Origin of the sequence: Sphingomonas fucosidasi, assembly GCF_036663855.1 — a bacterium.
Taxonomy (GTDB): domain Bacteria; phylum Pseudomonadota; class Alphaproteobacteria; order Sphingomonadales; family Sphingomonadaceae; genus Sphingomonas; species Sphingomonas faeni_B.
Map to the genome: position 1 here is coordinate 48,671 of NZ_JAXOJR010000011.1, position 25,025 is coordinate 73,695.

At 66.8% G+C, this 25,025-nt stretch carries 23 protein-coding genes; 15 read left to right on the plus strand and 8 right to left on the minus strand.

The features are described from left to right. The first annotated feature begins 3 nt into the window (after nt 1–3). The 4 genes from U1737_RS17525 (at nt 4) to U1737_RS17540 (ending at nt 9,262) form a co-directional block, all read left to right on the plus strand. The gene (locus U1737_RS17525; RefSeq protein WP_332797666.1) at nt 4–2,160 is read left to right on the plus strand and encodes an ATP-binding protein; all 2,157 of its coding nucleotides are present in this window, start codon (nt 4–6) and stop codon (nt 2,158–2,160) included. A gap of 466 nt (nt 2,161–2,626) precedes the next feature. Further along, the gene (locus U1737_RS17530; protein WP_332797667.1) at nt 2,627–5,071 is read left to right on the plus strand and encodes a DUF3772 domain-containing protein; all 2,445 of its coding nucleotides are present in this window, start codon (nt 2,627–2,629) and stop codon (nt 5,069–5,071) included. Between the two features lie 181 nt (nt 5,072–5,252). Beyond that, nucleotides 5,253–6,575, plus strand: a complete 1,323-nt coding sequence (locus U1737_RS17535; RefSeq protein WP_332797668.1) for a sugar porter family MFS transporter — start codon at nt 5,253–5,255, stop codon at nt 6,573–6,575. A gap of 74 nt (nt 6,576–6,649) precedes the next feature. Beyond that, nucleotides 6,650–9,262, plus strand: coding sequence for a TonB-dependent receptor (locus U1737_RS17540; protein ID WP_332797669.1), 2,613 nt, complete (start codon nt 6,650–6,652; stop codon nt 9,260–9,262). Between the two features lie 168 nt (nt 9,263–9,430). Here U1737_RS17540 and U1737_RS17545 read toward each other — a convergent pair whose 3' ends face one another. Both U1737_RS17545 and U1737_RS17550 read right to left on the minus strand, forming a co-directional pair. Continuing rightward, the gene (locus U1737_RS17545; RefSeq protein WP_332797670.1) at nt 9,431–10,969 is read right to left on the minus strand and encodes an ABC transporter permease/substrate-binding protein; all 1,539 of its coding nucleotides are present in this window, start codon (nt 10,967–10,969) and stop codon (nt 9,431–9,433) included. Continuing rightward, nucleotides 10,966–11,727 carry an ATP-binding cassette domain-containing protein gene (locus U1737_RS17550; protein WP_332797671.1) on the minus strand — a complete coding sequence of 254 codons (762 nt, stop codon included), beginning with the start codon at nt 11,725–11,727 and terminating at the stop codon, nt 10,966–10,968. Before U1737_RS17550 ends, U1737_RS17545 begins: the two co-directional genes overlap by 4 nt. A 55-nt stretch (nt 11,728–11,782) precedes the next feature. Here U1737_RS17550 and U1737_RS17555 point away from each other — a divergent pair, with 55 nt between their 5' ends. After that, nucleotides 11,783–12,574, plus strand: a complete 792-nt coding sequence (locus U1737_RS17555; protein WP_248524547.1) for an SDR family oxidoreductase — start codon at nt 11,783–11,785, stop codon at nt 12,572–12,574. A gap of 144 nt (nt 12,575–12,718) precedes the next feature. Here the strand turns inward: U1737_RS17555 and U1737_RS17560 are convergent, their stop codons facing one another. Then, nucleotides 12,719–13,015, minus strand: a complete 297-nt coding sequence (locus U1737_RS17560) for a 4a-hydroxytetrahydrobiopterin dehydratase (RefSeq protein ID WP_128453864.1) — start codon at nt 13,013–13,015, stop codon at nt 12,719–12,721. 48 nt (nt 13,016–13,063) lie between these two features. Here U1737_RS17560 and U1737_RS17565 point away from each other — a divergent pair, with 48 nt between their 5' ends. The 3 genes from U1737_RS17565 to U1737_RS17575 are packed head-to-tail and all read left to right on the plus strand — an operon-like array spanning nt 13,064 to nt 14,705. Then, nucleotides 13,064–13,498 (plus strand): metallopeptidase family protein, encoded by a 435-nt coding sequence (locus U1737_RS17565; protein WP_443027153.1) that lies wholly within the window; start codon nt 13,064–13,066, stop codon nt 13,496–13,498. Between the two features lie 41 nt (nt 13,499–13,539). Continuing rightward, complete coding sequence (gene ccmA, locus U1737_RS17570) at nt 13,540–14,067, plus strand: heme ABC exporter ATP-binding protein CcmA (protein ID WP_248524549.1); 528 nt, start codon at nt 13,540–13,542, stop codon at nt 14,065–14,067. Next, nucleotides 14,064–14,705 (plus strand): heme exporter protein CcmB, encoded by a 642-nt coding sequence (locus U1737_RS17575; protein WP_332797673.1) that lies wholly within the window; start codon nt 14,064–14,066, stop codon nt 14,703–14,705. The genes ccmA and U1737_RS17575 overlap by 4 nt, the downstream gene beginning before the upstream one ends. 44 nt (nt 14,706–14,749) lie before the next feature. Here the strand turns inward: U1737_RS17575 and U1737_RS17580 are convergent, their stop codons facing one another. Together U1737_RS17580 and U1737_RS17585 are read right to left on the minus strand one after the other, a co-directional pair. Continuing rightward, on the minus strand, nt 14,750–14,875 hold the full coding sequence (locus U1737_RS17580; RefSeq protein ID WP_259457500.1) for a hypothetical protein: 126 nt from the start codon (nt 14,873–14,875) through the stop codon (nt 14,750–14,752). An 80-nt stretch (nt 14,876–14,955) separates the two neighbouring features. After that, nucleotides 14,956–15,378 (minus strand): DUF1810 domain-containing protein, encoded by a 423-nt coding sequence (locus tag U1737_RS17585; RefSeq protein WP_332797726.1) that lies wholly within the window; start codon nt 15,376–15,378, stop codon nt 14,956–14,958. 79 nt (nt 15,379–15,457) lie between these two features. On the opposite strand from U1737_RS17585, the gene U1737_RS17590 reads away from it, so the two are divergent. Next, nucleotides 15,458–15,982: an Ivy family c-type lysozyme inhibitor gene (locus U1737_RS17590; RefSeq protein ID WP_332797674.1), complete on the plus strand. Its 525-nt coding sequence runs from the start codon at nt 15,458–15,460 to the stop codon at nt 15,980–15,982. Between the two features lie 3 nt (nt 15,983–15,985). After that, nucleotides 15,986–16,603, plus strand: a complete 618-nt coding sequence (locus U1737_RS17595; RefSeq protein ID WP_332797675.1) for a YbhB/YbcL family Raf kinase inhibitor-like protein — start codon at nt 15,986–15,988, stop codon at nt 16,601–16,603. Nucleotides 16,604–17,044: 441 nt separating this feature from the next. On the opposite strand, the gene U1737_RS17600 is transcribed toward U1737_RS17595, so the two are convergent. Both U1737_RS17600 and U1737_RS17605 read right to left on the minus strand, forming a co-directional pair. Next, a complete protein-coding gene (locus U1737_RS17600; protein ID WP_332797676.1) occupies nt 17,045–17,974 on the minus strand; it encodes a GGDEF domain-containing protein in 930 nt (309 codons plus the stop codon). 298 nt (nt 17,975–18,272) lie between these two features. Beyond that, nucleotides 18,273–18,809, minus strand: a complete 537-nt coding sequence (locus U1737_RS17605; RefSeq protein WP_248524554.1) for a peroxiredoxin — start codon at nt 18,807–18,809, stop codon at nt 18,273–18,275. Nucleotides 18,810–18,899: 90 nt separating this feature from the next. On the opposite strand from U1737_RS17605, the gene U1737_RS17610 reads away from it, so the two are divergent. After that, on the plus strand, nt 18,900–19,739 hold the full coding sequence (locus tag U1737_RS17610) for an inositol monophosphatase family protein (RefSeq protein ID WP_248524555.1): 840 nt from the start codon (nt 18,900–18,902) through the stop codon (nt 19,737–19,739). Between the two features lie 531 nt (nt 19,740–20,270). Here the strand turns inward: U1737_RS17610 and U1737_RS17615 are convergent. Next, entirely contained in the window at nt 20,271–22,418 is a 2,148-nt protein-coding gene (locus tag U1737_RS17615; RefSeq protein WP_332797677.1) for an AsmA family protein, read from the minus strand. Between the two features lie 182 nt (nt 22,419–22,600). Here U1737_RS17615 and rpmI point away from each other — a divergent pair, with 182 nt between their 5' ends. The 4 genes from rpmI (at nt 22,601) to pheS (ending at nt 24,963) form a co-directional block, all read left to right on the plus strand. Beyond that, the gene (gene rpmI / locus U1737_RS17620) at nt 22,601–22,804 is read left to right on the plus strand and encodes a 50S ribosomal protein L35 (RefSeq protein ID WP_031395289.1); all 204 of its coding nucleotides are present in this window, start codon (nt 22,601–22,603) and stop codon (nt 22,802–22,804) included. A 19-nt stretch (nt 22,805–22,823) separates the two neighbouring features. Beyond that, entirely contained in the window at nt 22,824–23,189 is a 366-nt protein-coding gene (rplT, locus tag U1737_RS17625; protein WP_056054375.1) for a 50S ribosomal protein L20, read from the plus strand. 327 nt (nt 23,190–23,516) lie between these two features. Continuing rightward, the gene (locus tag U1737_RS17630) at nt 23,517–23,846 is read left to right on the plus strand and encodes a GIY-YIG nuclease family protein (RefSeq protein ID WP_248524557.1); all 330 of its coding nucleotides are present in this window, start codon (nt 23,517–23,519) and stop codon (nt 23,844–23,846) included. 22 nt (nt 23,847–23,868) lie between these two features. Beyond that, nucleotides 23,869–24,963, plus strand: coding sequence for a phenylalanine--tRNA ligase subunit alpha (gene pheS / locus U1737_RS17635; protein WP_443027155.1), 1,095 nt, complete (start codon nt 23,869–23,871; stop codon nt 24,961–24,963). Nucleotides 24,964–25,025: the final 62 nt, after the last annotated feature.

Genomic DNA, 25,025 nt, shown 5'->3' on the forward strand with positions numbered 1-25,025 from the left:
AGAATGTTCAAGAAAATCCTGGTCGCCAATCGCGGCGAGATCGCGTGTCGGGTCATGCGGACCGCCAAGGCGATGGGCATCAAGACCGTCGCGGTCTATTCCGACGCCGACGCGCGCGCACCGCATGTGTTGATGGCCGACGAGTCCGTCCGGCTCGGGCCCGCACCCGCCGCGGAGAGCTATCTCAAGGCCGAGCTGATCCTGCTCGCAGCCAAGGAAACCGGCGCGGACTGCATCCATCCGGGCTACGGCTTCCTCTCCGAGCGCGAGAGCTTCGCACTGGCCTGCGCCGAGGCCGGGATCGCGTTCGTCGGACCGCCGCCTAACGCGATCGCCGCGATGGGCGACAAGATCGAGTCGAAGAAGCTGGCGAAGGCGGCGGGCGTCAACGTCGTGCCGGGCTATCTCGGCGAGATCGACAGCACCGATCACGCGGTCGAGATCGCCGGCGGCATCGGCTATCCGGTGATGATGAAAGCGTCGGCGGGCGGTGGCGGCAAGGGCATGCGGCTCGCGTACAGCGAACAGGACGTCCGCGAAGGCTTCGAGGCGACCAAGCGCGAGGGACTCGCCAGCTTCGGCGACGACCGCGTGTTCATCGAGAAGTTTATCGAAAGCCCGCGCCACATCGAGATCCAGCTGATCGGCGACCAGCACGGCAACATCGTCTACCTCAACGAGCGCGAATGCTCGATCCAGCGCCGCCACCAGAAGGTCGTCGAGGAGGCGCCGTCGCCGTTCGTGACGCCCAAGATGCGCAAGGCGATGGGCGAGCAGGCGGTCGCACTTGCGCAGGCGGTTGGGTATTATTCGGCGGGCACGGTCGAGCTGATCGTCTCGGGCGCGGATACGACGGGGGAGGGGTTCTACTTCCTCGAGATGAACACCCGGCTCCAGGTCGAGCATCCGGTGACGGAGGAAATTACCGGGCTCGATCTGGTCGAGCTGATGATCCGCGTCGCTGCCGGCGAGCCGCTCGGGTTTACGCAGGACGAGGTGAAGCTGAACGGCTGGTCGATCGAGAACCGGGTGTATGCGGAAGACCCGTATCGCGGGTTTCTGCCGAGCATCGGCCGGTTGGTGCGGTACAATCCGCCTGAGACTTCGGCATCCTCTATCGCACCATTGCTCGACTCGCCCCGCCCAACCCCGTCACCCCAGCGAAAGCTGGGGTATCCCGGTAATGGAGCACGCGACCCGAACGGGGAGACCCCAGCTTCCGCTGGGGTGACGGACATTGGCCGCGTGGGCGAAGACGATGCCGCAGAGCCCCGGGTCCGGGTCGACGACGGCGTCCGCGAGGGCGGCGAGGTCAGCATGTTCTACGACCCGATGATCGCCAAGCTCATCACCTGGGCCCCCACCCGCGACGGCGCCATCGCCGCGCAGATCGCCGCGCTCGACGCGTTCGAGCTGGAGGGGCCCGGCAACAACATCGATTTCCTATCGGCGATCATGCAGCACTCGCGCTTCCAGTCGGGCGCGCTGACCACCGGCTTCATCGCCGAGGAATATCCCGAGGGCTTCCACGGCGCCCTCGCCGACGCCGAACTGCTGAAGACGCTCGCCGCGGTCGCCGCCTTCGCCGCCACCGCAGAGGCCGACCGCGCGCGCCGCATCGACGGGCAGCTTGGCAGGCGCCTTCGCCCGCCCGCCGATTGGGTGGTGACGATCGACAAGACCGACCACGCGGTGACGGTCTCGACCGACGGCATCGCGGTGGACGGCGAAGAGCTCGACCTGTCGCTCGAATACACCCCCGGCGATCGCATGGTGGTCGCTGACGGCCACGGGACAGATGGCGACGAGCACCTCACGATCCGCATCGCCAAGGCGCGCGCCGGGTTCAAGCTCACGACCCGCGGCGCAAGCCACGTCGCGCGCGTGTTGCCCGCCCGCTTCGCGCCCTACACCGCGCACCTGATCGAGAAGGTCGCGCCCGATCTGTCGAAGTTCCTGATCTGCCCGATGCCGGGGCTGCTGGTGCGGCTCGACGTCGCGGCCGGCGACAAGGTCGAGGCAGGGCAGCCGCTCGCGGTGGTCGAGGCGATGAAGATGGAGAACATCCTCCGCGCCGAGAAGACGGGCACGGTGAAGTCGGTTGCGGCGAAGACGGGTGATAGTCTCGCGGTGGATCAGGTGATCCTCGAGCTGGACTGAGCGCCGCGCCGTCCAGTTCTGCTTCAGCCAACGTCTGTAGCTATCGCCCCGTCATGCCGGGCTCGTTCCGGCATCCACCGTTCCGCACATCCGAGAGACTTGAGTGTGCGGGTCCGTGGGCCCCGGCCTCCGCCGGGGTGACGGAACGGGGTGGAGGGATGTTCGTGACAGCGACTGCTGGATAAGCGATCCGCCTCCGCGGGAGAACAAAGGTGTGACGATCGTATGTGCGTGATCTCGCCCCAATAGCTCTACCCCGGCGGAGGCCGGGGCCCAGTTGGGAGCGGCTGATGATCGAGACCGGCGCTCCGTTACCGCGACCTTTCCAACTGGGCCCCGGCCTTCGACGGGGGGAGGTGCGCATGAGGGCGGAAGCTCTCCCAAAGCATCGTCCGATATCGGTGGCTTTCACCTCTGGACCGCCACCCCCTCCCGTTTCTGGCCCCATCGCTGTACAGAGCCCCGGATGACTCTCCTTCGTTACCTCGCCGCGCTCCTCCTCGCGCTCACCGCGCTCCCCGCCACCGCGCAGGACGAGCCAAAGGTCGCGACTGTCGCCGCCAGCCTCACCAAGGCCTCGGCGGAGCTCCAGGCGATCGACGACGCCACCCCCGCCGCGCGCGACGACAAGGCGCGGCAGGCGTTGCGGGATCGCGCGCAAGTCGTGCAGACCACCGCTGCCGACGCGGTCCGCACGCTCACGCCCGAGATGGCGCTCGTCCAGGCGCGCGTGACCGAACTTGGCGCCGCCACCCCCGGCGTCGTCGAAGCGCCCGAGATCCGCCAGCAGCGCCGGCTCCTCGCGCAGAGCCAGTCGGCGATCGACTCGGCGATCAAGCGCGCGCGGCTGATCGGGATCGAGGCCAAGCAACAGATCGACGATATCGGTGCGGCCGAGGCGGAGGAACTCGGTCAGCAATTGTCCGAGAACACCGGCTCGCCGCTGTCGCCGACGTCATGGGCGGCGATCGTCGACCATTTTCCGCGCGACTCCGCGAGGCTCAAGCGGTTCGCGGAAACCGAACTCCGGCAGTTCGGCCAGCGGTTCGATCGACGCGCCGCGATCGGCCTGTTGATCGGTGTACTGACCGCACTCGTCCTGCTCGTTCCGCTCCGGCGCTGGCTGCACGGCGTCGGCCGGCGCTACGCCACCAACCACGCGCCGGGCGGGCGCTTGCGGCGGTCGGCCTACGCGTTCTGGCTGGTCGTGATCGGCACCGCGCTCCCCGGATTCGCCGCACTGGCGATCGTCGTGTCGCTCCGCTGGGCCGGACTCGTCTCGCCCGCCTGGAGCAGGTTCGGCGCGATCTTCGTCGGCATCTCCTTCTTCGCCGCCTTCGTATCGTCGCTCGGCGGCGCGCTGTTGCTGCGGACCCAGCCGACCTGGCGGTTGCTGCCGATCGGCGATGCCGCGGCCCAGGCGCTCAGGCCCTATAGCTGGATGGCGGCCGCGCTGATCTTCTTCGGGCAGTTGCTGATCGCCACCAACATGCTGATCGGCGTCAGCGCGCCCGCGTCGAGTGCGGCCAACGCGGTCGTCGCGTTGCTGCACATCGTGCTGCTCGGCGCGATCCTCGTCACGCTCGGCCGGTTGCGCGCCGCGGCCTTGCCCGACCCTACCAAGCCTGCGCGCAACACGCTGCTCGCGATCGTCGCGACGCTCGTCTGGCTGGTGCTGATCGTCGCGCTCGGCGCTGGCCTGCTCGGCTATGTCAATCTCGCGCTGAAGGTCGCGACCTGGTTGGTCTGGGGCGCGATCGTCGGGGCGACGCTGTATCTGATGATGACCTTCACCGACGATGCGTGCCGGACGTTGCTGTCGAGCGGCAACCGCCTCGGTCGCTCGGCGAACAGCGGCTTCGGGGTCGACAACAAGACCGTCGACCAGATCGGCGTGCTGTTGTCGGCGGTGCTGCGGTTGTTGCTGATCCTGCTCGCGGTCGGCGCAGTGATGGCGCCGTTCGGCGCTGGCGTCGGCTCTGCGTTCGAACTGTTCGGCACGGTCGCGAACGGCATCACCGTCGGCCAGGTCACGATCTCGCCGGGCGCCGTGCTGCGCTCGGTCGCCGTGCTGTTCGTCGCGCTGGCGATCATGCGCGGGCTCCAGCACTGGCTGGTGAACAGCTATCTCCCGACCACCGCGATGGATGCCGGCGCGCAGAATTCGGTGACGATGGTCGCGCGCTATGCCGGGATCATCGCCGCGGTGCTGTGGTCGCTCGGCGCGCTCGGTATCGGCATGGAGAAACTCGCCGTCGTGCTGGGTGCACTGTCGGTCGGGATCGGCTTCGGCTTGCAGGCGATCACGCAGAACTTCGTCTCGGGGCTGATCCTGCTCGCCGAGCGCCCGGTGAAGATCGGCGACCTGGTCCGGATCGGCAACATGGAGGGCGACGTGAAACGGATCAACGTCCGCTCGACCGAGATCCAGGTCGCGGATCGCTCGACGCTGATCGTGCCGAATTCCGAGCTGATCACCAAGACGATCCAGAACATGACGCTGGCCGCGCCGATCGGCCGCGTCCAGCTGCAGTTCTCCGTGCCGCTCGAGGAGGATCTGGATGCGGTGCGGACCATGTTGTTCGCCGCATTCGCCGACAAGCACGAGGTGCTCGACGAGCCCGAACCCAAGGTGTTCATCGACTCGATCGACGCCGGCCGTGCCAAGTTCAACTGCTTCGCCTATGTCGCCAGCCCGCGCGATGCGTACCCGGTGCGCAGCGAACTGCTGTTCACGCTGCTCCGCCAGTTTCGCGAGGCGGGGATCGAGGTCGGCTCGACCGCGACCAAGATGGAGCTGGTCGGATCATTCGCGCCCGCGCCGCAAGCCTCGGACGACAATGCCGGAGAGAATGTCGGTCAGAACCCCGGTCGGGACCCCGGTCAGAACCCCGGTCAGAACCGGGCGTAGGGCGTGCCACGCTGAAGCTCGATCCTGTCACCATCGTCCTGCGCGGGCGTTTCGAAGGTTCCGACTCAAGCGTCTTCGGTAGCCGAATTGGTCTGCGACGGTCTTGCCCGGCGCTTCGAACTGGTCGAAACGACGGCATGACGATCGCACGCACCGGGCCGCGCCCCGAATTTTGCCGCGCATGAGCGCCCACGCCGACCCGCTACGCCCCAGCAGCGTCCTGATCGCGAGCGTCGCCACCGCGGCGCTGGCGGGGCTGTTGTTCGGCTTCGACACCGCGGTGATCGCCGGCGTCACCGGCGCGCTCAAGGCGAAGTTCGCGCTCAGCGAGGCATGGCTCGGCTTCACGGTATCGTCGGCATTATGGGGTACGCTGATCGGCGCGCTGTTCGTTGGCATGCCGGGCGATCGCTATGGCAGCCGCAACGTGCTGCGGATGCTCGCCTTCCTGTATGTCGTCACCGCGCTCGGCTGTGCATTGGCGTGGAACTGGCACAGCTTCCTCGGCTTCCGCTTCATCAACGGCATCGCGATCGGCGGCTCGTCGGTGCTGGCACCGGCCTATATCGCCGAGCTGGCGCCGCCTGCACAGCGCGGCAAGATGGTCGGCGGATTCCAGTTCGCAGTCATTCTCGGCATCCTGCTCGCCTATGTGTCGAACGCGATCATCGGCTCGCTCGGGCTCGGCGATGTCGAGTGGCGGTGGAAGCTCGGGATCGTCGCAGCGCCGTCGCTGGTGTTCTTCGCGCTGCTGTTCCGCATCCCCAATTCGCCGCGCTGGCTGCTCGCCAAGGGACGCGATGCGGAGGCGAAGGACGTGCTGGCGATGGTCGGGATGAGCCCCGACATCGCGCGGCGCGAACTCGATGCGCCGAAGGGCGACGCCAAGCTCTCCTGGTCGCGCCACCGCAAGCCGATCACGCTCGCCTTCCTGGTCGCGATGTTCAACCAGTTCAGCGGCATCAACGCGTTCCTCTATTACCTCAACGACATCTTCAAGGCGTCGGGCGGCAGCCTCTCGCCCGATCTCCAGGCGGTGATGATCGGTGTCGCCAACATGGTCTTCACATTGCTCGGCATGCTGCTGATCGACCGGATCGGGCGGCGCACGCTGCTGCTCTGGGGCTCGGCCGGCATGACCGTGGCGCTCACCGTCGGCGGGCTCGCGCTGCTGGGCGTTCTGCCGAACTGGCTGTTGCTGCCGTCGCTGATCGTCTTCATCATGTTCTTCGCCCCCGGCTCGGGCGCGGTGATCTGGGTGTATATCTCGGAAGTGTTCCCGCAGAACGTCCGCGCGCGCGGATCGAGCATCGGTTCGTCGAGCCATTGGGGCTGGAACGCGGTGATCGCGCAGGTCTTCCCGATCGCCGCCGCTTGGTCGGCGGGCGTCCCGTTCCTGTTCTTCGCGGCGATGATGGCGGTGCAGTTCGTGACCGTGTTCTTCTACTTCCCGGAAACCAAGGGCGTGCCGTTGGAAGACATGGATGCACATCTGGCGCGTTGAGCGGGCATAATCCTGCGACAATTGCCCTTTAGTCGAGCCCCCTGATCGACGGCGATCATCGGGAAATAGCGACTATGCGTACATTGGGTCTGGTTCTGGCGGTAAGCGCGCCCGCGATGGCGGCGGCGCAACAGGCTCCGTCGACGCCTGCCTCAACTGCTGCCGCGCAGGCTACCGAGGAGGACGAAGCCGGCGAATCCGAGGAGATCGTCGTCACCGGATCGCGCAAACTGCCCGGTTCGGTGATCGGCGACATCCCGCCCGACCAGAGCCTGGGCCAGACCGAGATCCGCTCCTACGGCGTCAGCTCGATCTCCGACCTGCTGAGCGAACTGAGCCCGCAGACGACTAGCGGTCGCGGCAGCGGCGGCGCGCCCGTCGTACTGCTCAACGGCCGTCGCATCTCCAGCTTCAGCGAAATTCGCGACATCCCGACCGAGGCGATCCAGCGCGTCGAGATCCTGCCCGAGGAGGTCGCGCTCAAATACGGCTATCGCGCGGACCAGAAGGTCGTGAACTTCGTCCTGCGCCGCCGCTTCCGCGCGGTGACCGCCGAGGCGACCGACAAGATGCCGACCGAAGGCGGCAGCAACACGCCACAGGGCGAACTCGACCTGCTCAACATTGCCCGCGATCGCCGGGTCAACCTGCATGTCGAATACACCTCGACCTCGGCGCTGACCGAGGCCGAGCGCGACATCACCCCGCCCGCCAGCACCGCCGTCGGCGCGAACGGCGCAATCGTCGATGCCACGCCGTTCCGCAGCCTCCAGGCCGCGACCAGCACCTTCACCGCCAACAGCGTGTATGCCCGCAACATCTTCGGCAACATCGGCGCGACCATCAACGGGCGGATCGAATCGACCGACAGCCGCAGTCTCAATGGCCTGCCCGTCGCCGCGCTGACTTTGGCGGATGGCACCGTCGTCAACCGCGCTTTCAACGACGAGGGCTTCCTCCCGCTCGCGCAACGCGTGTCGTCGATCGCCGCGCATCTCGGCACCACGCTCAACGGCGATATCGGCACGTGGCGCTGGAACGTCACCGGCAATTACGACCGCAGCGACACGCAGACCTTCACCGATACCGGCGTCGACGCGACCGCATTCCAGACGCGGCTGACCGCCGGCGATCCGACCGCCAGCCCGTTCAACCGCCTTACCGCGAGCGATATCGGCGCGGCCCCCGGCAGCCGCGCCTATGCCAGCCAGAGCACCGGCGGCGTCGATGCGGTGGCAAACGGCACTGTATTCAATCTTCCCGCAGGGGCGGTCTCGACGACGCTCAAGCTCGGCGCGGAAACCGCCGATTTCAGCAGCCGTTCGTCCCGCACCAATGATCTGCTGGTCGGTCAGGTGACGCAGCGCGGCATGGTGTCGCGCGATACCGTCAACGGCCAGGTCAATGTCGACGTGCCGTTGACGAGCCGGTCTAAGGACGTGCTGCCGTTCCTCGGCACGCTGTCGGCTAACTTCAACCTCGCCCAGGATCACCTGTCGGATTTCGGCACGCTGACGACGCTTGGCTATGGTGCGAACTGGTCGCCGATCGAGGGCGTGCGCGTGATCGCCTCGGTGACCGACACCGATCAGGCGCCGACCGCGCAGCAACTCGGCAACCCGTCGATCACCACGCCCAACGTCCGGATCTTCGATTACGTGCGCGGCACGACCGCGACCGTCACGACGATCAGCGGCGGCAATCCCGGGCTCATCGCGGACAATAACCACGTCAAGAAGGTCGGGCTGACGCTCAAGCCGTGGACCGCCAAGGACCTGTCGATCACCGCGAACTATGTCGAGAGTCGCGTCGAAAACCCGATCGCGGCCTTCCCGTCGGCGACGGCCGCGATCGAGGCGGCGTTTCCCGACCGCTTCATCCGCGACGACGCGGGCAATCTGCTGCAGGTCGATCGCCGCCCGATCAACTACGCCCGCAGCGAACGCTCCGAACTGCGCTGGGGCATCAATTTCTCCGCACCGCTGAAATCGAAGATCCAGCGCGAACTGGAGGCGTATCGCGCAGGGACCGGCCCCAATCCGTTCGAGGGGATGCAGCCCCCCGGCGGTCTCCGTCGTCCCGAAGGCGCCGGTGGTGCCGGTCCTGGGGTCGGCCGGGGTGCCGGTCCGGACGGTGGTCCAAGGGGCGGGGGCGGCCGTGGCGGCGGGCGCGGCTTCGGCGGTCGCGGGGGGCAGGCGGGCGGCCGCGTGCAGTTCGCGGTCTATCACACCTGGCACTTCACCGACCGGGTGCTCGTCGCGAACGGCGGCCCGAGCCTCAACCTGCTCGACGGCGACGCGATCGGCAGCAGCGGCGGCCAGTCGCGCCACGAACTGGAGGCGCAGGCGGGCTATACCAACAACGGCCTCGGTGCGCGCATCTCCGCCAACTACGCGACCGGTACGCGCGTCAACGGCGGCACCGTCGCCGCACCGGAAACGCTCAACTTCGGCGGCCTCGCGACCGCCAATCTCCGTCTGTTCGCCGACCTCGGCCAACGCCTCGAATGGGTGAAGGCGCACCCGTGGCTGCGCGGCATGCGCGTGAGCTTCTCGGTAGAGAACGTGCTCAACACCCGCCAGCGCGTGACCGACGCGACCGGCGCGACGCCGAACAACTACCAGCCGGATTACCTCGACCCGCTAGGCCGCACCGTCCGCCTCAGCATCCGCAAGCTGTTCTTCTAAGATTCCCTCGCCCCCGACAAACATTATCCGTCATCCCCGCGGACGCGGGGACCCATAGGCACGGAGCCTGGCGATTTTATCAGACCCCTCAGCCCCTATGGATCCCCGCCTTCGCGGGGATGACGATGGTGAACTTGGAGGGTATTCGGAGAGGCGGGGCGAGGGCAGTTAAAGCCCGACCTTCGCCGCCAGCCACCGCGCCGCCGCCTCGGGCGTCTGCTTGTCCGCATCACGATCGACCTGATAGTTCGCCGCGCGCATCGCCTCTACCGGGATCCGCCCGACCAGCGGCTTGAGCGCACCCACGAACTTCGTATCCCCAGCTCGCTTCGGTGCCACCATCATGATCGCATCATAGCCGGGAATTGCCCGCCGCGGATCGCTGAGCACCGTCAGCCGATCCGCCGCGATCCGTCCATCCGACGAAAACGCCGAGATCACGTCGACATTGCCGCTCTCCAAAGCGCGATACATGAAGGTCGGGCTGTACGGCGTCGTCTTGGCGAACCGCAACGGATAGGCGCGCTTCACCGCCGCCCATTCGGGGCGTTCGAGAAACTCCAGATCGCTGCCCAGCGTCATGCTCGAGGAGGCCTTCGCCAGATCGTCCAGGCTGGCGATCCCCTTGGCCTTGGCCGCGTCCGACGTCATCGCGAACGCATAGGCATTCTCGAACCCGAGCGACCCGACCAGCCCGACGCCGTGTTCGCGCGTCGCCCAGTCGCCGATCGCCGCGACCATCGGCGCGCGTTCCGGCACGTCGCGGCGCTTCATCTCGTTCGCCCAGATCGTCCCGGCATAATCGACATACACGTCGATATCCCCGGTCGAGAGCGCGCCGAAGACCACCGCCGAGCCCAGCCCATCGCGGTACTGCACGGTATAGCCGGCACGCTCGAGCCGATCGCCGATCAGCCGCGCGAGGATATATTGCTCGGAGAAATTCTTCGCACCGACCACCACCGTCCGGTCGCCGCCGCCCCTCGGCCACAGCGGCGCCGTCGCCACCGCAGTCCCCGCCACCAGCACCGCGGTGCATGCGATCCACAGCCAGCGCCGCCGCGCGCGGATGCCGTATTCGATCCCGCCGATCAGCGCGTCGACCGCCAGCGCCAGCGCCGCCGCCGACACGCAACCGGCAAGGACCAGCGCCCAGTTCTGCGTCTGGAGCCCGGCAAAGATCATGTCGCCAAGGCTCGGCTGGCCCACGGTGGTCGACAATGTCGCCGCACCGATCGTCCACACCGCCGCGGTTCGAATGCCCGCGATCAGCACCGGCGCGACCAGCGGTGCCTCGACCAGCCGCAGCTTCTGCGCGGGCGTCATGCCGACCGCATCGGCCGCCTGGATCACCGCCGGGTCGATCCCGTGCAGCCCCGCCACCGCATTCCTGATGATCGGTAGCAGCGCGTACAACGTCAATGCGATCAGCGACGGCAGGAAGCCGAGCGCCGGGATCCCGCCGCCGACCAGCGCGGACAGGCTCAGCAGCAGCGGATAGAACAGGGCGAGCAGCGCAAGGCTCGGGATCGTCTGGACGAGGCTGGCAAACCCGAGCGAGACGCGCGCAACGGTCGCATTGCGCGCGGACCAGATTCCCAGCGGCAGGCTGATCGCGATCCCCAGCAGCAGCGCCGATGCCGACAACAGGACATGCGCGGCGAGCAACGGCGGCACGCGGCCGAGGGCTTCGAGAAACGCGCTCAAGCGACCAGCGCCTGAAGGCGTTCGGCCTGCGCGCGCGGCACCTGCACCAGCGCCTGCGCGTCGTCGCCACCTTTGCCCGCGACCAGCTCGGCCGGGGTCGCATCGGCGACGATCCGCCCCGCCTTCATCACCAGCACGCGATCGGCGAGCAACAGCGCCTCCGCCATGTCGTGGGTGACGAGGATCGTCGTCAGCCCGAGCCGGTCATGCAGTTCGCGGATCCGCGTGCCGAGCGCGTCGCGCGTCACCGGATCGAGCGCCCCGAACGCCTCGTCGAGCAGCAGCAATTTCGCGCCGGGTGCGAGCGCGCGGGCGATGCCGACGCGCTGGCGCTGGCCGCCCGATAGTGCGTCCGGCATCCGGGTGGCGACGTCGCGCGGCAGGTCGACCAGGTCCAGCAACTCATCCACCACGGCTTCGTCGCGGCGTCCCGCGATCCGCAGGCCGATCGCGATATTCTCGGCGATCGTCATGTGCGGGAACAGGCCGATATTCTGGAAGACATAGCCGATCCGTCGGCGCAATTCGGGCGCGGACTCAGCGGCGACATCCGCGCCATCGATCGTCACGCGGCCCTCGCTCGGCTCGACCAGCCGGTTGATCGTCTTGAGCAGCGTCGACTTGCCCGATCCCGACGTCCCGACCAGCGCGACGAAGCTGCCGCCCGCGATCGCCAACGAGACCGCATCGACCGCGATCGTCGACCCGTAGGATTTGGTGACGCGTTCGAAAGCGAGCGCGGGGGAATTGTCTGGCATCTGTCCGCAGGATGCGGGAAACATACCGGAAAATCAAATCATAGAGAGAGGCGTCATGACCGAGCAGAGCATTTTCATCACCGGCGGCGGATCGGGGATCGGTCGGGCCACCGCGCAGCTGTTCGCGCGGAAGGGCTGGCGTGTCGGCCTGGCGGACGTCAACGTTGCCGGCCTCGCCGAAACCGCCGCGCTGTTACCCGCCGGCATGGCGACCACCTACCAGATGGACGTGCGCGACCGCGATGCGTGGGTGGCCTGCCTCGACGCGTTCGTCGCGACCACTGGCGGGCGCCTCGACGTGCTGTTCAACAATGCCGGGATCGGCTCGGGCGGCCCGCTCGCGGAGACCGACTTCGCCGAGATCGACCGCGTGATCGCGATCAACCTGGTCGGCGCCTTGAACGGCGCGCGGATCGGCTATGCCTATCTCAAGCGCACGCCGGGATCGTGCCTGCTCAACACCGCCTCCGCGTCGGCGATCTACGGCTCGTCCGGCCTCGCTCCCTATTCGGCAACCAAGTTCGGGGTGCGCGCGATCACCGAGGCGCTCGACGGCGAATGGGCGGTGGACGGCATCAAGGTGCGCAGCATCGTGCCGAGCTTTATCGACACGCCGTTGCTCGATTCGGGTGCGGGGGGAAGCAACCACTCGATCCGCGAGACGGTGACGGGCGCGGGGCTCGAACTGACTGGCGTCGACAAGGTCGCGGACGCCGCCTGGGCCGCAGTCCACGGCGATAAGGTCCACACCTATGTCGGCAAGACCGCCCACCGCATGGCGTTTGCGGCACGCTGGATGCCGGGATCCTTACGCAAGCGCATGCGGCGCAGCATGACGCGGGAGTGACATTTGTTGTTTCCTCCCCCGCCAGGGGGAGGTGGCTGGCGCTTGCCAGACGGAGGGGGAGGTAAGGTAAACCCGCGCTCCGTGTCCTTCCCCTCCGTCGCCTTCGGCGCCACCTCCCCCTGGCGGGAGAGGATTACAGGAGACTCAGGCGTCGCCGACGATCGCGTCGATCGCTTCGGCCATCTCGATATCGCGTGGGGAAAGGCCGCCCGCATCATGCGTCGTCAGCAATATCTCCACCCGGTTCCAGACGTTCTTCCATTCCGGATGGTGGTTCGCGCGCTCGGCGATCAGCGCGACCTGCGCCATGAAGCCGAACGCCTCGACGAAATCGGCGAACACGATCGTCCGCGTGATCGCATCGCGCGCGTCGTCGTAATCCCACTCGTCGAGCCCATCGAGCGCCTCGGCCCGCTCGGTCTCGTTCAGCGCTTCGATCATTCGCGTGTCCCTTGCCGCTATCCTCGGGCAACGACTATGGCTGGCAGCATGAGCGGGCAAGCAGCAATACGGGCAGAGGCGCGCGGAGAAGCACCGGACGCCGACGCGATCGAGGCGATCGCGCGTGCGACGATCGCCAGGCTGCCCGAACAGTTCGCGGTCCATCTCGGCGACATCGTCTTTGCGGTCGAGGAGTATGCCGACGACGAGACGCTCGCCGCGCTCGGCCTCGAGCACCCGCTCGATCTGTCGGGGCTGTACCACGGCCGTCCGCTCGGCGAGAAATCGTCGATGGATACCGCCACGATGCCCGACCGCATCGTCCTGTACCGCCGCGCGATCCTGGAGGAGTGGATCGAGACCGGCGTCCGTCTCGACGATCTCGTCGCGCACGTCACGATCCACGAGATCGGCCATCATTTCGGCCTCAGCGACGACGACATGCACGCGCTTGAAGACGCGGCGGAAGACTCCGCTCCGTGACCCTCACGTTTCGCGACGTCGCGTGCGTGCGGGGCGGAAGAATGCTCTTTTCAAACGTCTCGTTTGATCTCGGTCCCGGCGATGCCGCGATCGTCACCGGGCCCAACGGTATCGGCAAGTCGAGCCTGATCCGCATCGCCGCCGGCCTGCTCGCACCGTTCGAAGGGGCCGTGACCTGTAAGGCGGACAAGGCGCTCCTCACCGAAGCGAGCGCGCTCGACATCGACCGCACGCTCGTCGCCGCGCTGCGCTTCTGGGCGACCCTCGACCGCGCGCCAGACCCGGAAGAGCGTATTACGCGCGCGGTAAAGGCGCTCGATCTCGAAGCACTGGCCGACATTCCCGTCCGACTCCTGTCCACCGGCCAACGCCGCCGCGCCTCGATCGCCCGCGTCGCCGCGACCGACGCGCCGGTCTGGCTGCTCGACGAGCCCGCCAACGGGCTCGACCTGGCCTCGGTCACGCGGCTCGAAGCGCTGATCGCCCGACATCGGTCAAGCGGCGGCATCGCGCTGGTCGCCACGCATCTCCCGCTGTCGCTGCCGGGCGCGCGGGAGATCGCGCTGTGATCGCGCTGATCCGCCGCGATCTTCGCCGCAGCGTATCGAGCGGCGGCGCGACCCTGGTCGTCGCGTTCTTCCTGCTGGTGGCGACGCTGTTCCCGTTCGCGATCGGCCCCGACGCCGCGCTGCTCGCCAAGATCGGCGGCGGCGTGATCTGGACCGCGGCATTGCTGGCTGCCCTGCTCCCGGTCGAGCGCTTGATCGGCCCCGATCTGGAGTCCGGCGTGTTCGATCAGTTCGCGGTGCGCGGGCTGTCGATGACGGCGGTCGCGGTGGCCAAGACGATCGCGCACTGGCTGGGCTTCGGCCCGCCGCTGATGCTTGCCGCGGCCATCGCCGCGGGGCTGCTCAACCTCTCGGGCGACACGCTGCTCCGCGTCGAGATCGGCTTGCTCATCGGCACGCCGGGTCTCGCGGCCCTCGCGGTCGTCACCAGCGCGCTGGTCGCCGGCGTGCGCGGCGGCGGTGCGGTCACCGGACTGGTGATGCTCCCGCTCGCGGTGCCGCTACTGATCTTCGGCGCCGGCTCGCTCGATCCGGCGGGCGGCGCAGGCGCGATAAAACTGCTCGCCGCGGTCAGCCTCGTGCTGGTCGCGGGCGCACCGTTCATCGCTGCCGCCGCGATCCGGGCCGCGCTGGACTAGGCCCTCGGCTTCCCCGTCCCTGAAAGGGAGGGGAAGGGGGGTATTCAGTTGAGCGTCGTCATCTCGACGGGCTTGCCCTTCGTGGTCGGATTGGACGCATTCGCCTTGGGCGCTTTTTCGGCCTTGGGTTTGCGAACTTCCTTGCTCGATTTCTTCTGGCTCTTGGCCATGACCACACCTCATGGAGCGGAAGGCCCCGCCGCCATGCTACACCTTTTGCCGACGATACGCCCCTCTTATCGCTAGCGACTCATGTCCGACTCGCCCCGAGCAGGTCCAGCGTCGCCCGATCGTCCTCCCCATCGAAAAAGCGATCCAGCGCCGCGCGGAACGGCGCCGGATCGTCGGCGACAGCCGCGAACAGCGTCATCGACGACCGCAACTTCACCGCATCGATATCGCCGAGGATCGTCGCGGCCGAGCCCTGCGCGGCGGTCACGGCTTTGGTCGCTTCGACCAGACGCGGCGCTAGCACCGGATGCGCCAGATACGCCCGCGCCTCGTTCGCGTCGACGATCGCATAGGTCCGCGCCATCATGCTCTGCCCTAGACCCGCGATCTGCGGGAAGATGAACCACATCCAGTGGCTGCGTTTCGCACCGGCGTGCAGTTCGGCGAGCGCCCGCGGGTACATGTCGTCCTGTACGGCAACGAAGCGGGGCAGATCCGGCATGTCCTCGAAATGGTCGCGATCCTGCTCGACGCAACCCCCGACAAGGCCGATGCGTTGATCGACCAGAAGAGGAATGCGCATGAAGACGATGGTAATGATCGCGGTTCTTGCCCTCCCAGTGCTTGCCCTCCCGGTGCTGAGCGGCTGCGGCAAGACGGACGAACCGACCGACACGCTCGCCGCGAGCAACTTCACGCCGCCGCAGACGCGCGCGCCGACGCCGCTCCCCGGGCAAGCGCAGACGACGCCGATCACCGCCTATGTCGGCAAATATCCGCATGATGCGGTGGGTGGCGTCGATTTCTACGACCGCACCGATGTCGCATCCGGGCTCGTCACCGCGGTCGGCGATGCGAAACTGCGCGAGACGATACGCGGTCGCTCCGGCCCCGAAACGCCGGTTTTCAAGATCGGCGAGCGCGTCGCGGCCTGGGGCTGCGAGGAGCATAATTGCGGCGATCACAACTGGACGGTGATCGTCGACAGTCAGCGTGGGCGGACGCAGGTATGCTACCATGATGCAGCGAAGATGGGCACGCGTAGCGACTGGTATGATGGCGCCGCACCCGTCCGCCGTGCCGAAACCTGTCCTTCGGAAGGATAAGCGATGCTCGAACATATCCCGGCCTGGCTTGGCCATGCGATGAGCGGGCTGCGTGCCGGAACCGACAAGCTTGCCATCGTCCAGCTTGGCGACCGGTTCGAAACGCTCGACCTGACCAGCCCGGCGTTCGCGCACGAGGGTCGGATGCCGCCACGTTTCACGACCGACGGGGACGGCGTATCGCCGCCGCTGGTCTGGAGCGAACCGCCGGTCGGGACCGCGCGCATGGTGCTGATCGTCGAGGATGCCGACGCACCGGCACCACAGCCTCTCGTCCACGCGATCGTCTGGGGCCTCGAAGCCGATGCCGGTCACCTTGCCGAGGGGGCGATCGCGGCCGATGGAGAGCGTGACGCCGTCGGGCGCGACGTCGGTCGAAACTCCTATCTCCGCGAAGGCTGGCTACCGCCGGATCCCCCGAGCGGACACGGCGAACATCGCTACGCATTTCAGCTGTTTGCGATCGACGCGGATGCAGCGGATGTCGGTCCGACACCCGGACGCTCGGCTGTGATCGACGCCATTGCCGGCCATGTCTTGGCGGCTGGGCTGCTGATCGGAACCTACTCGCGTGATGAGGAGGCGCCGGTTGGTCCGGTCGGTTCGGGCGCGCTGGCGTAATTCGGTGCGGTCGTCGGCCGCGGATACACGACGCTGTTCCGGTTGCGTCAGGCCAGCGCCGCGCCGGTATGCGTGACGATCAACAGGACCGTGGTCGAAAAGGCGGCAAGCCCGATGAGAATGCTGCGTCCCATGATGGCGCTCCGTGACAAGAGGATCAGGCGATCGGGATGATCGGTACGGCAGAGCTTACGGCGATCGCGCCGAAGACAAGCGCACCGACGAACGAGACGGCGATACGCTGGGCGGTTTCAAAGCGGAACGACATGGAAATTTCCTTCGATATTCGGGCGCCGGACCATCCGGGCGCCGATATCGAATGAACTGCATGACGCGTGCCAGTTCTTTAAACCTTTGACTTTGCTGGGTCTTCGGGTGAGCCGGCCCACAAGGTGGCAAAGTAAGCCGCGAAATGGTCGTATAATCCGCCAACTTATGGGATCAGCCTGCACAGATCCGATCGCGCCCTTGTTCTTTGGCGGCGTACAGCAGGCGGTCGGCCCGCAGAAAGGCCATTTCGGCAGGCTCGTCGGCATGGATTGCGGTCACGCCCGCGGAAAACGTGATGACGCCCAGCGGGGTATCGGTTTCTCGATTGCGGAACCGCTTGGCGCCGACCACCGCGCGGACCGAATCGAGCAGGGCCGCCGCATCGGCCAGGCTCGATCCACCGAGCAGCACGGCGAATTCCTCGCCGCCATGGCGTACCACCAAATGGGGCGCACACTCGGCCGCCAGGGCTTGCCCGATCGCGATTAGCACGCGGTCGCCGACACCGTGGCCGTGGGCGTCGTTGATATGTTTGAACCGGTCGATGTCGCAGACCGCCAGGCAATAAGGCCCCGCGTTCAGATCGCGTGCGGCAAAGGCCTCCTCGAAGGCGCGTCGGTTGGGCAAGCCGGTCAGGACATCGCGTCTTGCCGTATCCCGTGCCTCGGCCAGCTTGGTGCGTAGCGCATTCGTTTCCGCAGTCGCCAGCGCAAGCCGCACTTCGCTGTCATGAATCCGCGCGATCATCGAGCTCGTGATTCGGGTGATCTCGTCGAGCTCGGCCAGATGCGTGATCGCCGCAGCCCTCTGCGCCAGGTTGTGGCCGAAATCTTCGGTTTCCGCCTGTATCGTCCGCACGATCTGCGCGAATCCATCGACCTGTTGCTGCGTCTCGATGACGAGCGCGATCGCCGTGTCGGCCTGCATGTCGAGACTGGCGCTGGCCATGCCCCGGGCATCGGGATCGGTGCGGGACAGGTCGAGGGGAGGTCCCTCTACCGCCCGCCCCCCGAGCCGTTCGATGTCCTGTCTCGTCAACCTGATACCCAGGTCGGTCTGCTGCCGTACGGCTTGGGCCAGCTCGCTTTCCGGCGCCGACAATACGGCATAGGCAAAAGCGTAATGTGCCGGATCGGCGCTGAGTTTCTGCGCGTGAAGGAACCTGCCGATCCGCTCGAATATCGTATCGTTCGGCAATGATCCGGCCATAGATCTGGCCGCCTTTACGTCGCGCATCTCGTCCCCCGAGTTCTCGCAGTCCCCAATAAACCCGAAAGCGTTAGGATTAAGTCACCGAAACGGCAAATAATTGCCGGTTCGGTGACGGGCTGCGCGGGACGGAAGGCCTGCGACGGCCGAACCGTCTAATCCGGTGATCGAGACGTCGGCAGCCGATCGCTTACTTGCCGGTCAGCTTCTGGACCGCGGCGAGCGTCGTCGCGACGTGCTCGGCAGGGTTCATGTCGTCATGGACGAATGCGATGCGGCCGTCCTTGGCGATGACGTAGCTGGTGCGCTTGGTCACGTCGCGGCCCGCAATCTGCTTGCCGAGCGCGACGTCATAGCCCGTGACGACCTTCGGGCCGGCGCTGGCGACCGCGAACTTGCCCGCGCACTTCTCGGCCGAGAATTTGCTGAGCGTCTCGACGTTGTCGGCCGACATGCCGATCACCGTGCCACCCGCCTTGGTGAATGCCGGGATCGCCTCGGCGAACGCATGCGCTTCGGCGTTGCAGCCGCCGGTATAGGCCGCCGGGAAGAAATACAGCACGACCGGGCCCTTTTTGAGCTGCTCGGCGAGGTGGACCGTGAACACCTTGCCGGCGATCGCGCCACGCGTGGTGAAGTCGGGTGCCCTGGCGCCGGGCGCGAGCGCGGCGAACGCGGGCGTTGCGGCAAGGAGGGCGGCGGCGGCGAGAGTCTGGACGAGGCGCATGGACGATACTCCGGTTGGATTGCAACGACCTACGCCGACGCAGGCGTTCCGTCCATTGCTCCCTGCGGCTGCGACCGATAGGCAGGGGCCATGCCAGTAACCCAAGCCGATATCGATCTCGCGCACCGCCTCGCGGATGCTGCGGGCCACGTCATCCGACCGTATTTCCGCCATGAGCACGGCGTCGAGATCAAGGACGACCAGTCTCCCGTCACGCGTGCCGACCGCGAGGCCGAATCGGCGATGCGCCGCCTGCTCGATGCGGAGCGCTCGGGCGACGGCATCGTCGGCGAGGAGTTCGGCGAGAAGGCCGGCGTGACGAATCGCAAATGGGTGCTCGACCCGATCGACGGCACGCGCAGCTTCACCGTCGGGCGCGCGATCTTCGGGACCTTGATCGCACTCGTCGAGGACGGCTGGCCGGTGCTTGGGATCATCGATCAACCGGTTCAGCGCGAACGCTGGGTCGGCGTCGCCGGGCGGCCGACGACGCTCAACGGCGTGCCGGTCCGAACGCGCGCCTGCCGCGAACTTGCCGGCGCGACGATCGCCACCACCAGCCCGCATCTCTTCGAGGACGGCGATGTGCAGCCGTATTTGGCGCTGGTCGCGGCGATCTCTGGCGGCAACCCGCGGCAGGGGCCCGTCTATGGCGGCGACTGCTACAATTACGGCCTGCTCGCGAGCGGCCATCTCGATGTTGTCTGTGAATCCGGTCTGAAACTCTACGACTTCGCCGCCTTGGTCCCGGTGGTCGAAGGCGCCGGCGGCATGATGTGCGACTGGAACGGCGACCCGCTGACCGCGGCAAGCGAAGGCCATGTGCTGGCGATCGGCGACCCCGCGCGCATGGACGACGTGCTCGAGGCGATGCACCGGGTGCAGGATGGCCACGATCATGGTGCGCATGACGGCCACGACCACGGATAGGGGGTCCCCTCCCGCCGGCGGGAGGTGCTAGGGGAGGGCGCGACGTACGTACCGGCGTCCGGCATGCGAGGCGATCCCCTCCCCCGACCCCTCCCGCAGGCGGGAGGGGAGCAGAAGCGCATAAACCACTTCGCCTCCTACTCGCACCTTAGTCCGTCATCCCGGCGGACGCCGGGACCCACGGAGACGGAGCGCTAGCCGTCTGAGCGGACCCAACCATGGGCCCCGGCGTCCGCCGGGGTGACGGGGTGAGTGTTGTGCTGGAGACACAGCCTTGGTTAGGAATTAAGTCGCAAGTACGTCGACCCAACCCAAGCGGCGGGCTCGGTTCAGACGAACGTGGTTCCCACCAGTCCCCCGCATATATACCGCCAAGACCCGCTCACCCCCCATCCGTCATCCCGGCGGACGCCGGGACCCATGGACGCGGAACGCTAGCCATCTACGCGCCCCCAACCATCGGCAACGGCGCCCGCCTGACGCCAGGATGAGCGAGCTAGGGAAGGGACCGCACGGTTCGCCCCCGCGCCCTCAGAAAATCCCCAGAAACTTCTTCCGCTGTGCCTTGCCCTCGGAGCGGGTCGGCTTCCCGTCCTCGGCCTTGGCCGTCGTCCCACGGCCGACATCATCGCGCGCCTCGCCCTTGGTCGTCCGCTGCGCCGCCGCGGTCGCCCCTGCCAGCACCGGTCCGCACGCAGTCGACTTCGCATCGCCCACATCGACGAACGCCAGGATACCCGCCACCGGCGTCGCCACCAGTGCCAAGCCGAGCCCGCTGCCGGCGCGCACCAGCAGGTCCTTCGAGATTACCTGCAGCTTCGGCGCGGCGAACATCCCGCCGACACTCACCGGCGACTGCCCCGCGAACAGGCTGAACTTCTTCGAATCCGCGCGAAACGCGAGGTCGACCGCCTCGTTGCGGAAGCTGAACCCGCCGCGCCCGACGATGACGTTCTTGCGCGTGTCGATCAGGATCGGATCCGCTGCCGCGACACCGCCGCGGACGGTAAAGCCGACCAACCCGCAGTTCATCTGCACCGGCTCGTCGAGCTTCCCCTGGAACATCCGCTGCGCGAACGTGCCGATGTCGAGTTCGGCGAGCTGCACGTTGCGGACCGACAGCGCCCCCGATGGCAGCACGAACGCGATCCGCCCCCGCGACGATGCGAGTGAGTCGTGGATCGAGTCACCACGTCCGTCGAGCTTGATTCGACCCTTGACGGTCCCGGTCGTCCCGGCCTCGGTCAGCCCATAGCCCTTGAGCAGCTGGCCCAGTGGCGTCGGCGCGAGACGAATGTCATAGGACACCGCGCTGGGTCGCGCGCGCGTATCGAAGATGACGTCCGAGGCCACGTTCCCGCGGGCCATCGAGAAGGTCAGCGGTGACAACGCGAGGCGGCCGCGCTCGAGATCCAGCGTCAGGTCAACGTTGGAGATCGGAATGTTCTTCGACTTCACCGTGCCGATCGTCCATTTCAGGTCGGCATCGAAGATCTGCATCGTCTCGACCGGCAGATTCCCGTCGGGCAACAGGCGCTGCGGTGCGGCGCCCGTCGCCGCCGCCGCCGCCACCGCGCCGCGCGTCTCGACGATGTCGGGATTGAAGCCGATGAACGGCGCTGCATCGATGATGTCGAGGCTCTTGGTCGTGAGCACCGAATCGAGATGGATACGATCGCCATGGAGGATCGTCAGCTTGCCGGCGAGATCGGTCCGGCCCGCCACACCGCGCAGATGCGTGAAGGCGTACTCGTCACCCTGTTTGATGAGTTGCGCGCGCAGCTTGTATTTCCGCGTGTTCGGGATCGCGACATCGATGATGCCGAGCAGCGTCGACAGGTTGGCGCCGCGCGCGGTAACCGCCAGCGGCACGTTCTCGACATCGGCGATACTCGGCAGCGTCCCCGCGACGTCGATCACGTTGCCCGCCGCCCGCGCCCGCGCGACCAGCCTGTTCTGCCCCCGATTGGCGGTCGCATCCGGCGACAGGAGTTGCGCGGTCAGCGTGAACGGCGTCTCGCGCAGCTGCCCTCTGCCTGTCACCCCCACGGCACGGCCGATCGTCGCATCGACCGATCGGATGTCGGCGATATTGAGGTCCGCGACGATCCGCATCCGCGGATCCAGATAGCGCACCGACGTGCCGGTCACCGTCGCGACGTCGATCCGCGGAAAATCGAGCGGCTTGCCCCCCTTCTTCTCCGAGAACGTCCAGCTATTCGCGGTGTGCGCCCTGTTCCACTCCAGATCGACGTCGCCGTTGACGAGATCGAGCCAGTAGAGCCGCCGCTTGCCGAAGATCAGCGACAGGGGCGCGATCCGCGTGTCGAGCTTGTCCGCGCGGAACAGGTTCGGCCGGCTCGCCCAATCGGGGTTCGAGAGCGTGAAGTTCTCCGCGTACAGCTTGATCCGGAACGGCGCGAAATAGAGCTGGAAATCCCCGCGCACGGTCAGCGTCCGGTGGGTGAGCGAGCCGACGACCCGCTCGAACGGATGCTTCAGGAAGCGCCCCTTGGTGATATACAGCACCAGCCAGATCGCGACGATGACCGCGACGATCCCGAGCAGGATGTTGCGGATGATCCGCCGCTTGCGCCGTTTTCGGGTCTCGACCGCAATCGGCGCCGGCGCGGGAGCCGGGGAGGGGGCGTCGATCGGCGGCGTCGGGCTGGCGTCCATGCAAGCCCTATCGCATGGCAATCGCGCGAGTTCCACAATGCGGGGTCCGCGACGGTTGATATTTGCGACCAATGCGGATAGTGCGCCCGCTTCCTCGAAGGGAACGCGTTCGACGAATCGCCCGGCCAGTGTGGGCTGCCGCGGCGATTTCAGCGTCCTCCTTCGTAACCGAAAGGATAAAAATGCCCAAGCTGAAGACCAAGAGCGGCGTCAAGAAACGCTTCAAGCTCACCGCCACCGGCCTGCTCAAGCACGGCGTCGCCGGCAAGCGTCACCGTCTGGCGCATCACAACGGCAAGTACATCCGTCAGAACCGCGGCACCAAGCTGCTGTCGAAGGCCGATACCGCAGCGGTCAAGGCCTGGGCGCCTTACGGCCTGCGTTGAGCTGAGAAGGAATTAGACAATGGCACGCGTAAAACGGGGTGTTACCACCCGCGCCAAGCACAAGCGTATTTTGGTTCAGGCGAAGGGCTATTATGGCCGTCGCAAGAACACCATCCGCATCGCCCGTCAGGCCGTCGAGAAGGCCGGACAGTACGCCTATCGCGACCGCAAGGTTAAGAAGCGCACGTTCCGTGGCCTCTGGATCCAGCGCATCAACGCCGGCGTCCGCGCCGAGGGTCTGACCTACTCGCAGTTCATGCACGGCGTGAAGCTTGCGGGGATCGAACTCGACCGCAAGGTCCTGGCCGACATCGCCATGCACGAGGGCGCTGCATTCAGCGCCATCGTCGCACAGGTGAAGGCGGCACTGCCCCAGGCCGCGTAATCCGCGACTGAGGTGAGTTTCGGGAGGGCGTCGGTGGGAGACCACCGGCGCCCTTTCTGCGTTTGGTGCGGAGTGAACGCCCTAGCGCCGAAAGTTTCAGAACCTTCCCAAACTCCCAAACTCCCAAGCTCCCAAGCTCCCCAAATTCCGTAGTCCCCAAACCCCATCCGTCATCCCGGCGAACGCCGGGACCCACGGTTGCGGCGGACCCGGCGATAACGTGCTACCATCGCCCGCCCGCTACCGTGGGTCCCGGCGTCCGCCGGGATGACGGGAAGTTAACGGTGGATCAAAAGATCTGGCACGCGGCAAAAGGGGAGCACGAAAATGCGCGAAACCTTTCAGCCGTGCGTCTACATCCTCCACTCCCGCCGCCACGGCACGCTCTACATCGGCGTCACCTCAAACTTGCTCGCAAGGCTGGTTCAGCACCGAGAGGGGTTGATCCCCGGCTTCACTCGCCGGTACGGCATCAAGCGTCTCGCTTATTACGAGATGTTCGACACGATGGAGGCCGCGATCGTTCGCGAGAAGCGGCTGAAGGAATGGCGAAGAGCGTGGAAGGTCGAACTGATCGAAGCGCGCAACGAAAATTGGGACGATCTGGGTATCGGCCTCGGGCTGCCCCGCCTGCCCGAACCCACCCTGGGAGTATGACGTGACCGAAGACCTGAACCAGATGCGCGACCACATGCTGACGGCGATCGCCGCCGCATCCGGGCTCGATGCGCTCGATGCGTGCCGGGTCGAGGCGCTCGGCAAACAGGGCACGATCACCGTGCTCCTGAAGACGCTCGGCAAGATGACGCCCGAAGAACGCCTCGTTCAAGGCCCGCAAATCCAGGGCCTCCGCGAAGCTGTCGCCAACGGCATCGCCGAGCGCAAGGCAACACTCGAACGCGCCGCACTCGACGCGCGCCTCGCCAGCGAAACGCTCGACATGACGCTCCCCGCGGACGCCACGCCCGCCGGCACGATCCACCCGGTCAGCCAGGTCATGGACGAACTCGCCGAGATCTTCGCAGACCTGGGTTTCGCGGTCGCGACCGGTCCCGAGATCGAGACCGACTGGCACAATTTCACCGCGCTCAACATCCCCGAGACGCACCCCGCGCGCGCGATGCACGACACCTTCTACCTCCAGCAGGGGATCGACGCGAAGACCGCCGGCACCGCCGACGAGAAGACCACCTTCTCGCTGCTCCGCACGCACACCTCGCCGGTCCAGATCCGCACGATGTTGTCGCAGAAGCCGCCCATCCGCATCATCGCCCCCGGCCGCACCTACCGCTCGGACTCCGACGCGACGCACACGCCGATGTTCCACCAAGTCGAGGGCCTCGTGATCGACAAGGGCATCACGCTCGGCCACCTGAAATGGACGCTCGAGACCTTCGTAAAGGCGTTCTTCGAGCGCGACGACATCGTGCTCCGCCTGCGCCCCAGCTACTTCCCGTTCACCGAGCCCTCGGTCGAGATCGACGTCGGCTACACCCTCGTGAAGGGCAAGCGAGTCGTCGGCGGCGCCGAACCCGATGGCTGGCTCGAGATCCTCGGCTCGGGGATGGTCCACCGCAAGGTGATCGAAGCCTGCGGGCTCGACCCCGACGAATGGCAGGGCTTCGCATTTGGCTGCGGCATCGACCGCCTCGCGATGCTCAAATACGGCATGGATGACCTCCGCCCGTTCTTCGACGGCGATATCCGCTGGCTCAAGCATTACGGCTTTTCGAGCCTCGACGTGCCGACCCTGAGCGGAGGCGTGGGGGCATGAGCGTGGTCTATCGGCACGCGGGCCCGTCCCGCCACTGCACCCAAACCAACGACCGTCACCCC

What these genes read in the sequence shown, in the direction of transcription:
- U1737_RS17525 (WP_332797666.1), top strand. Translation starts at nt 4, where the DNA reads ATGTTCAAGAAAATCCTGGTCGCCAATCGCGGCGAGATCGCGTGTCGG.
- U1737_RS17530 (WP_332797667.1), top strand. Translation starts at nt 2,627, where the DNA reads ATGACTCTCCTTCGTTACCTCGCCGCGCTCCTCCTCGCGCTCACCGCG.
- U1737_RS17535 (WP_332797668.1), top strand. Translation starts at nt 5,253, where the DNA reads ATGAGCGCCCACGCCGACCCGCTACGCCCCAGCAGCGTCCTGATCGCG.
- U1737_RS17540 (WP_332797669.1), top strand. Translation starts at nt 6,650, where the DNA reads ATGCGTACATTGGGTCTGGTTCTGGCGGTAAGCGCGCCCGCGATGGCG.
- U1737_RS17550 (WP_332797671.1), bottom strand. Translation starts at nt 11,727, where the DNA reads ATGCCAGACAATTCCCCCGCGCTCGCTTTCGAACGCGTCACCAAATCC.
- U1737_RS17555 (WP_248524547.1), top strand. Translation starts at nt 11,783, where the DNA reads ATGACCGAGCAGAGCATTTTCATCACCGGCGGCGGATCGGGGATCGGT.
- U1737_RS17560 (WP_128453864.1), bottom strand. Translation starts at nt 13,015, where the DNA reads ATGATCGAAGCGCTGAACGAGACCGAGCGGGCCGAGGCGCTCGATGGG.
- U1737_RS17565 (WP_443027153.1), top strand. Translation starts at nt 13,064, where the DNA reads ATGAGCGGGCAAGCAGCAATACGGGCAGAGGCGCGCGGAGAAGCACCG.
- ccmA (WP_248524549.1), top strand. Translation starts at nt 13,540, where the DNA reads ATGCTCTTTTCAAACGTCTCGTTTGATCTCGGTCCCGGCGATGCCGCG.
- U1737_RS17580 (WP_259457500.1), bottom strand. Translation starts at nt 14,875, where the DNA reads ATGGCCAAGAGCCAGAAGAAATCGAGCAAGGAAGTTCGCAAACCCAAG.
- U1737_RS17585 (WP_332797726.1), bottom strand. Translation starts at nt 15,378, where the DNA reads ATGCCGGATCTGCCCCGCTTCGTTGCCGTACAGGACGACATGTACCCG.
- U1737_RS17590 (WP_332797674.1), top strand. Translation starts at nt 15,458, where the DNA reads ATGAAGACGATGGTAATGATCGCGGTTCTTGCCCTCCCAGTGCTTGCC.
- U1737_RS17595 (WP_332797675.1), top strand. Translation starts at nt 15,986, where the DNA reads ATGCTCGAACATATCCCGGCCTGGCTTGGCCATGCGATGAGCGGGCTG.
- U1737_RS17605 (WP_248524554.1), bottom strand. Translation starts at nt 18,809, where the DNA reads ATGCGCCTCGTCCAGACTCTCGCCGCCGCCGCCCTCCTTGCCGCAACG.
- U1737_RS17610 (WP_248524555.1), top strand. Translation starts at nt 18,900, where the DNA reads ATGCCAGTAACCCAAGCCGATATCGATCTCGCGCACCGCCTCGCGGAT.
- U1737_RS17615 (WP_332797677.1), bottom strand. Translation starts at nt 22,418, where the DNA reads ATGGACGCCAGCCCGACGCCGCCGATCGACGCCCCCTCCCCGGCTCCC.
- rpmI (WP_031395289.1), top strand. Translation starts at nt 22,601, where the DNA reads ATGCCCAAGCTGAAGACCAAGAGCGGCGTCAAGAAACGCTTCAAGCTC.
- rplT (WP_056054375.1), top strand. Translation starts at nt 22,824, where the DNA reads ATGGCACGCGTAAAACGGGGTGTTACCACCCGCGCCAAGCACAAGCGT.
- U1737_RS17630 (WP_248524557.1), top strand. Translation starts at nt 23,517, where the DNA reads ATGCGCGAAACCTTTCAGCCGTGCGTCTACATCCTCCACTCCCGCCGC.
- pheS (WP_443027155.1), top strand. Translation starts at nt 23,869, where the DNA reads ATGCGCGACCACATGCTGACGGCGATCGCCGCCGCATCCGGGCTCGAT.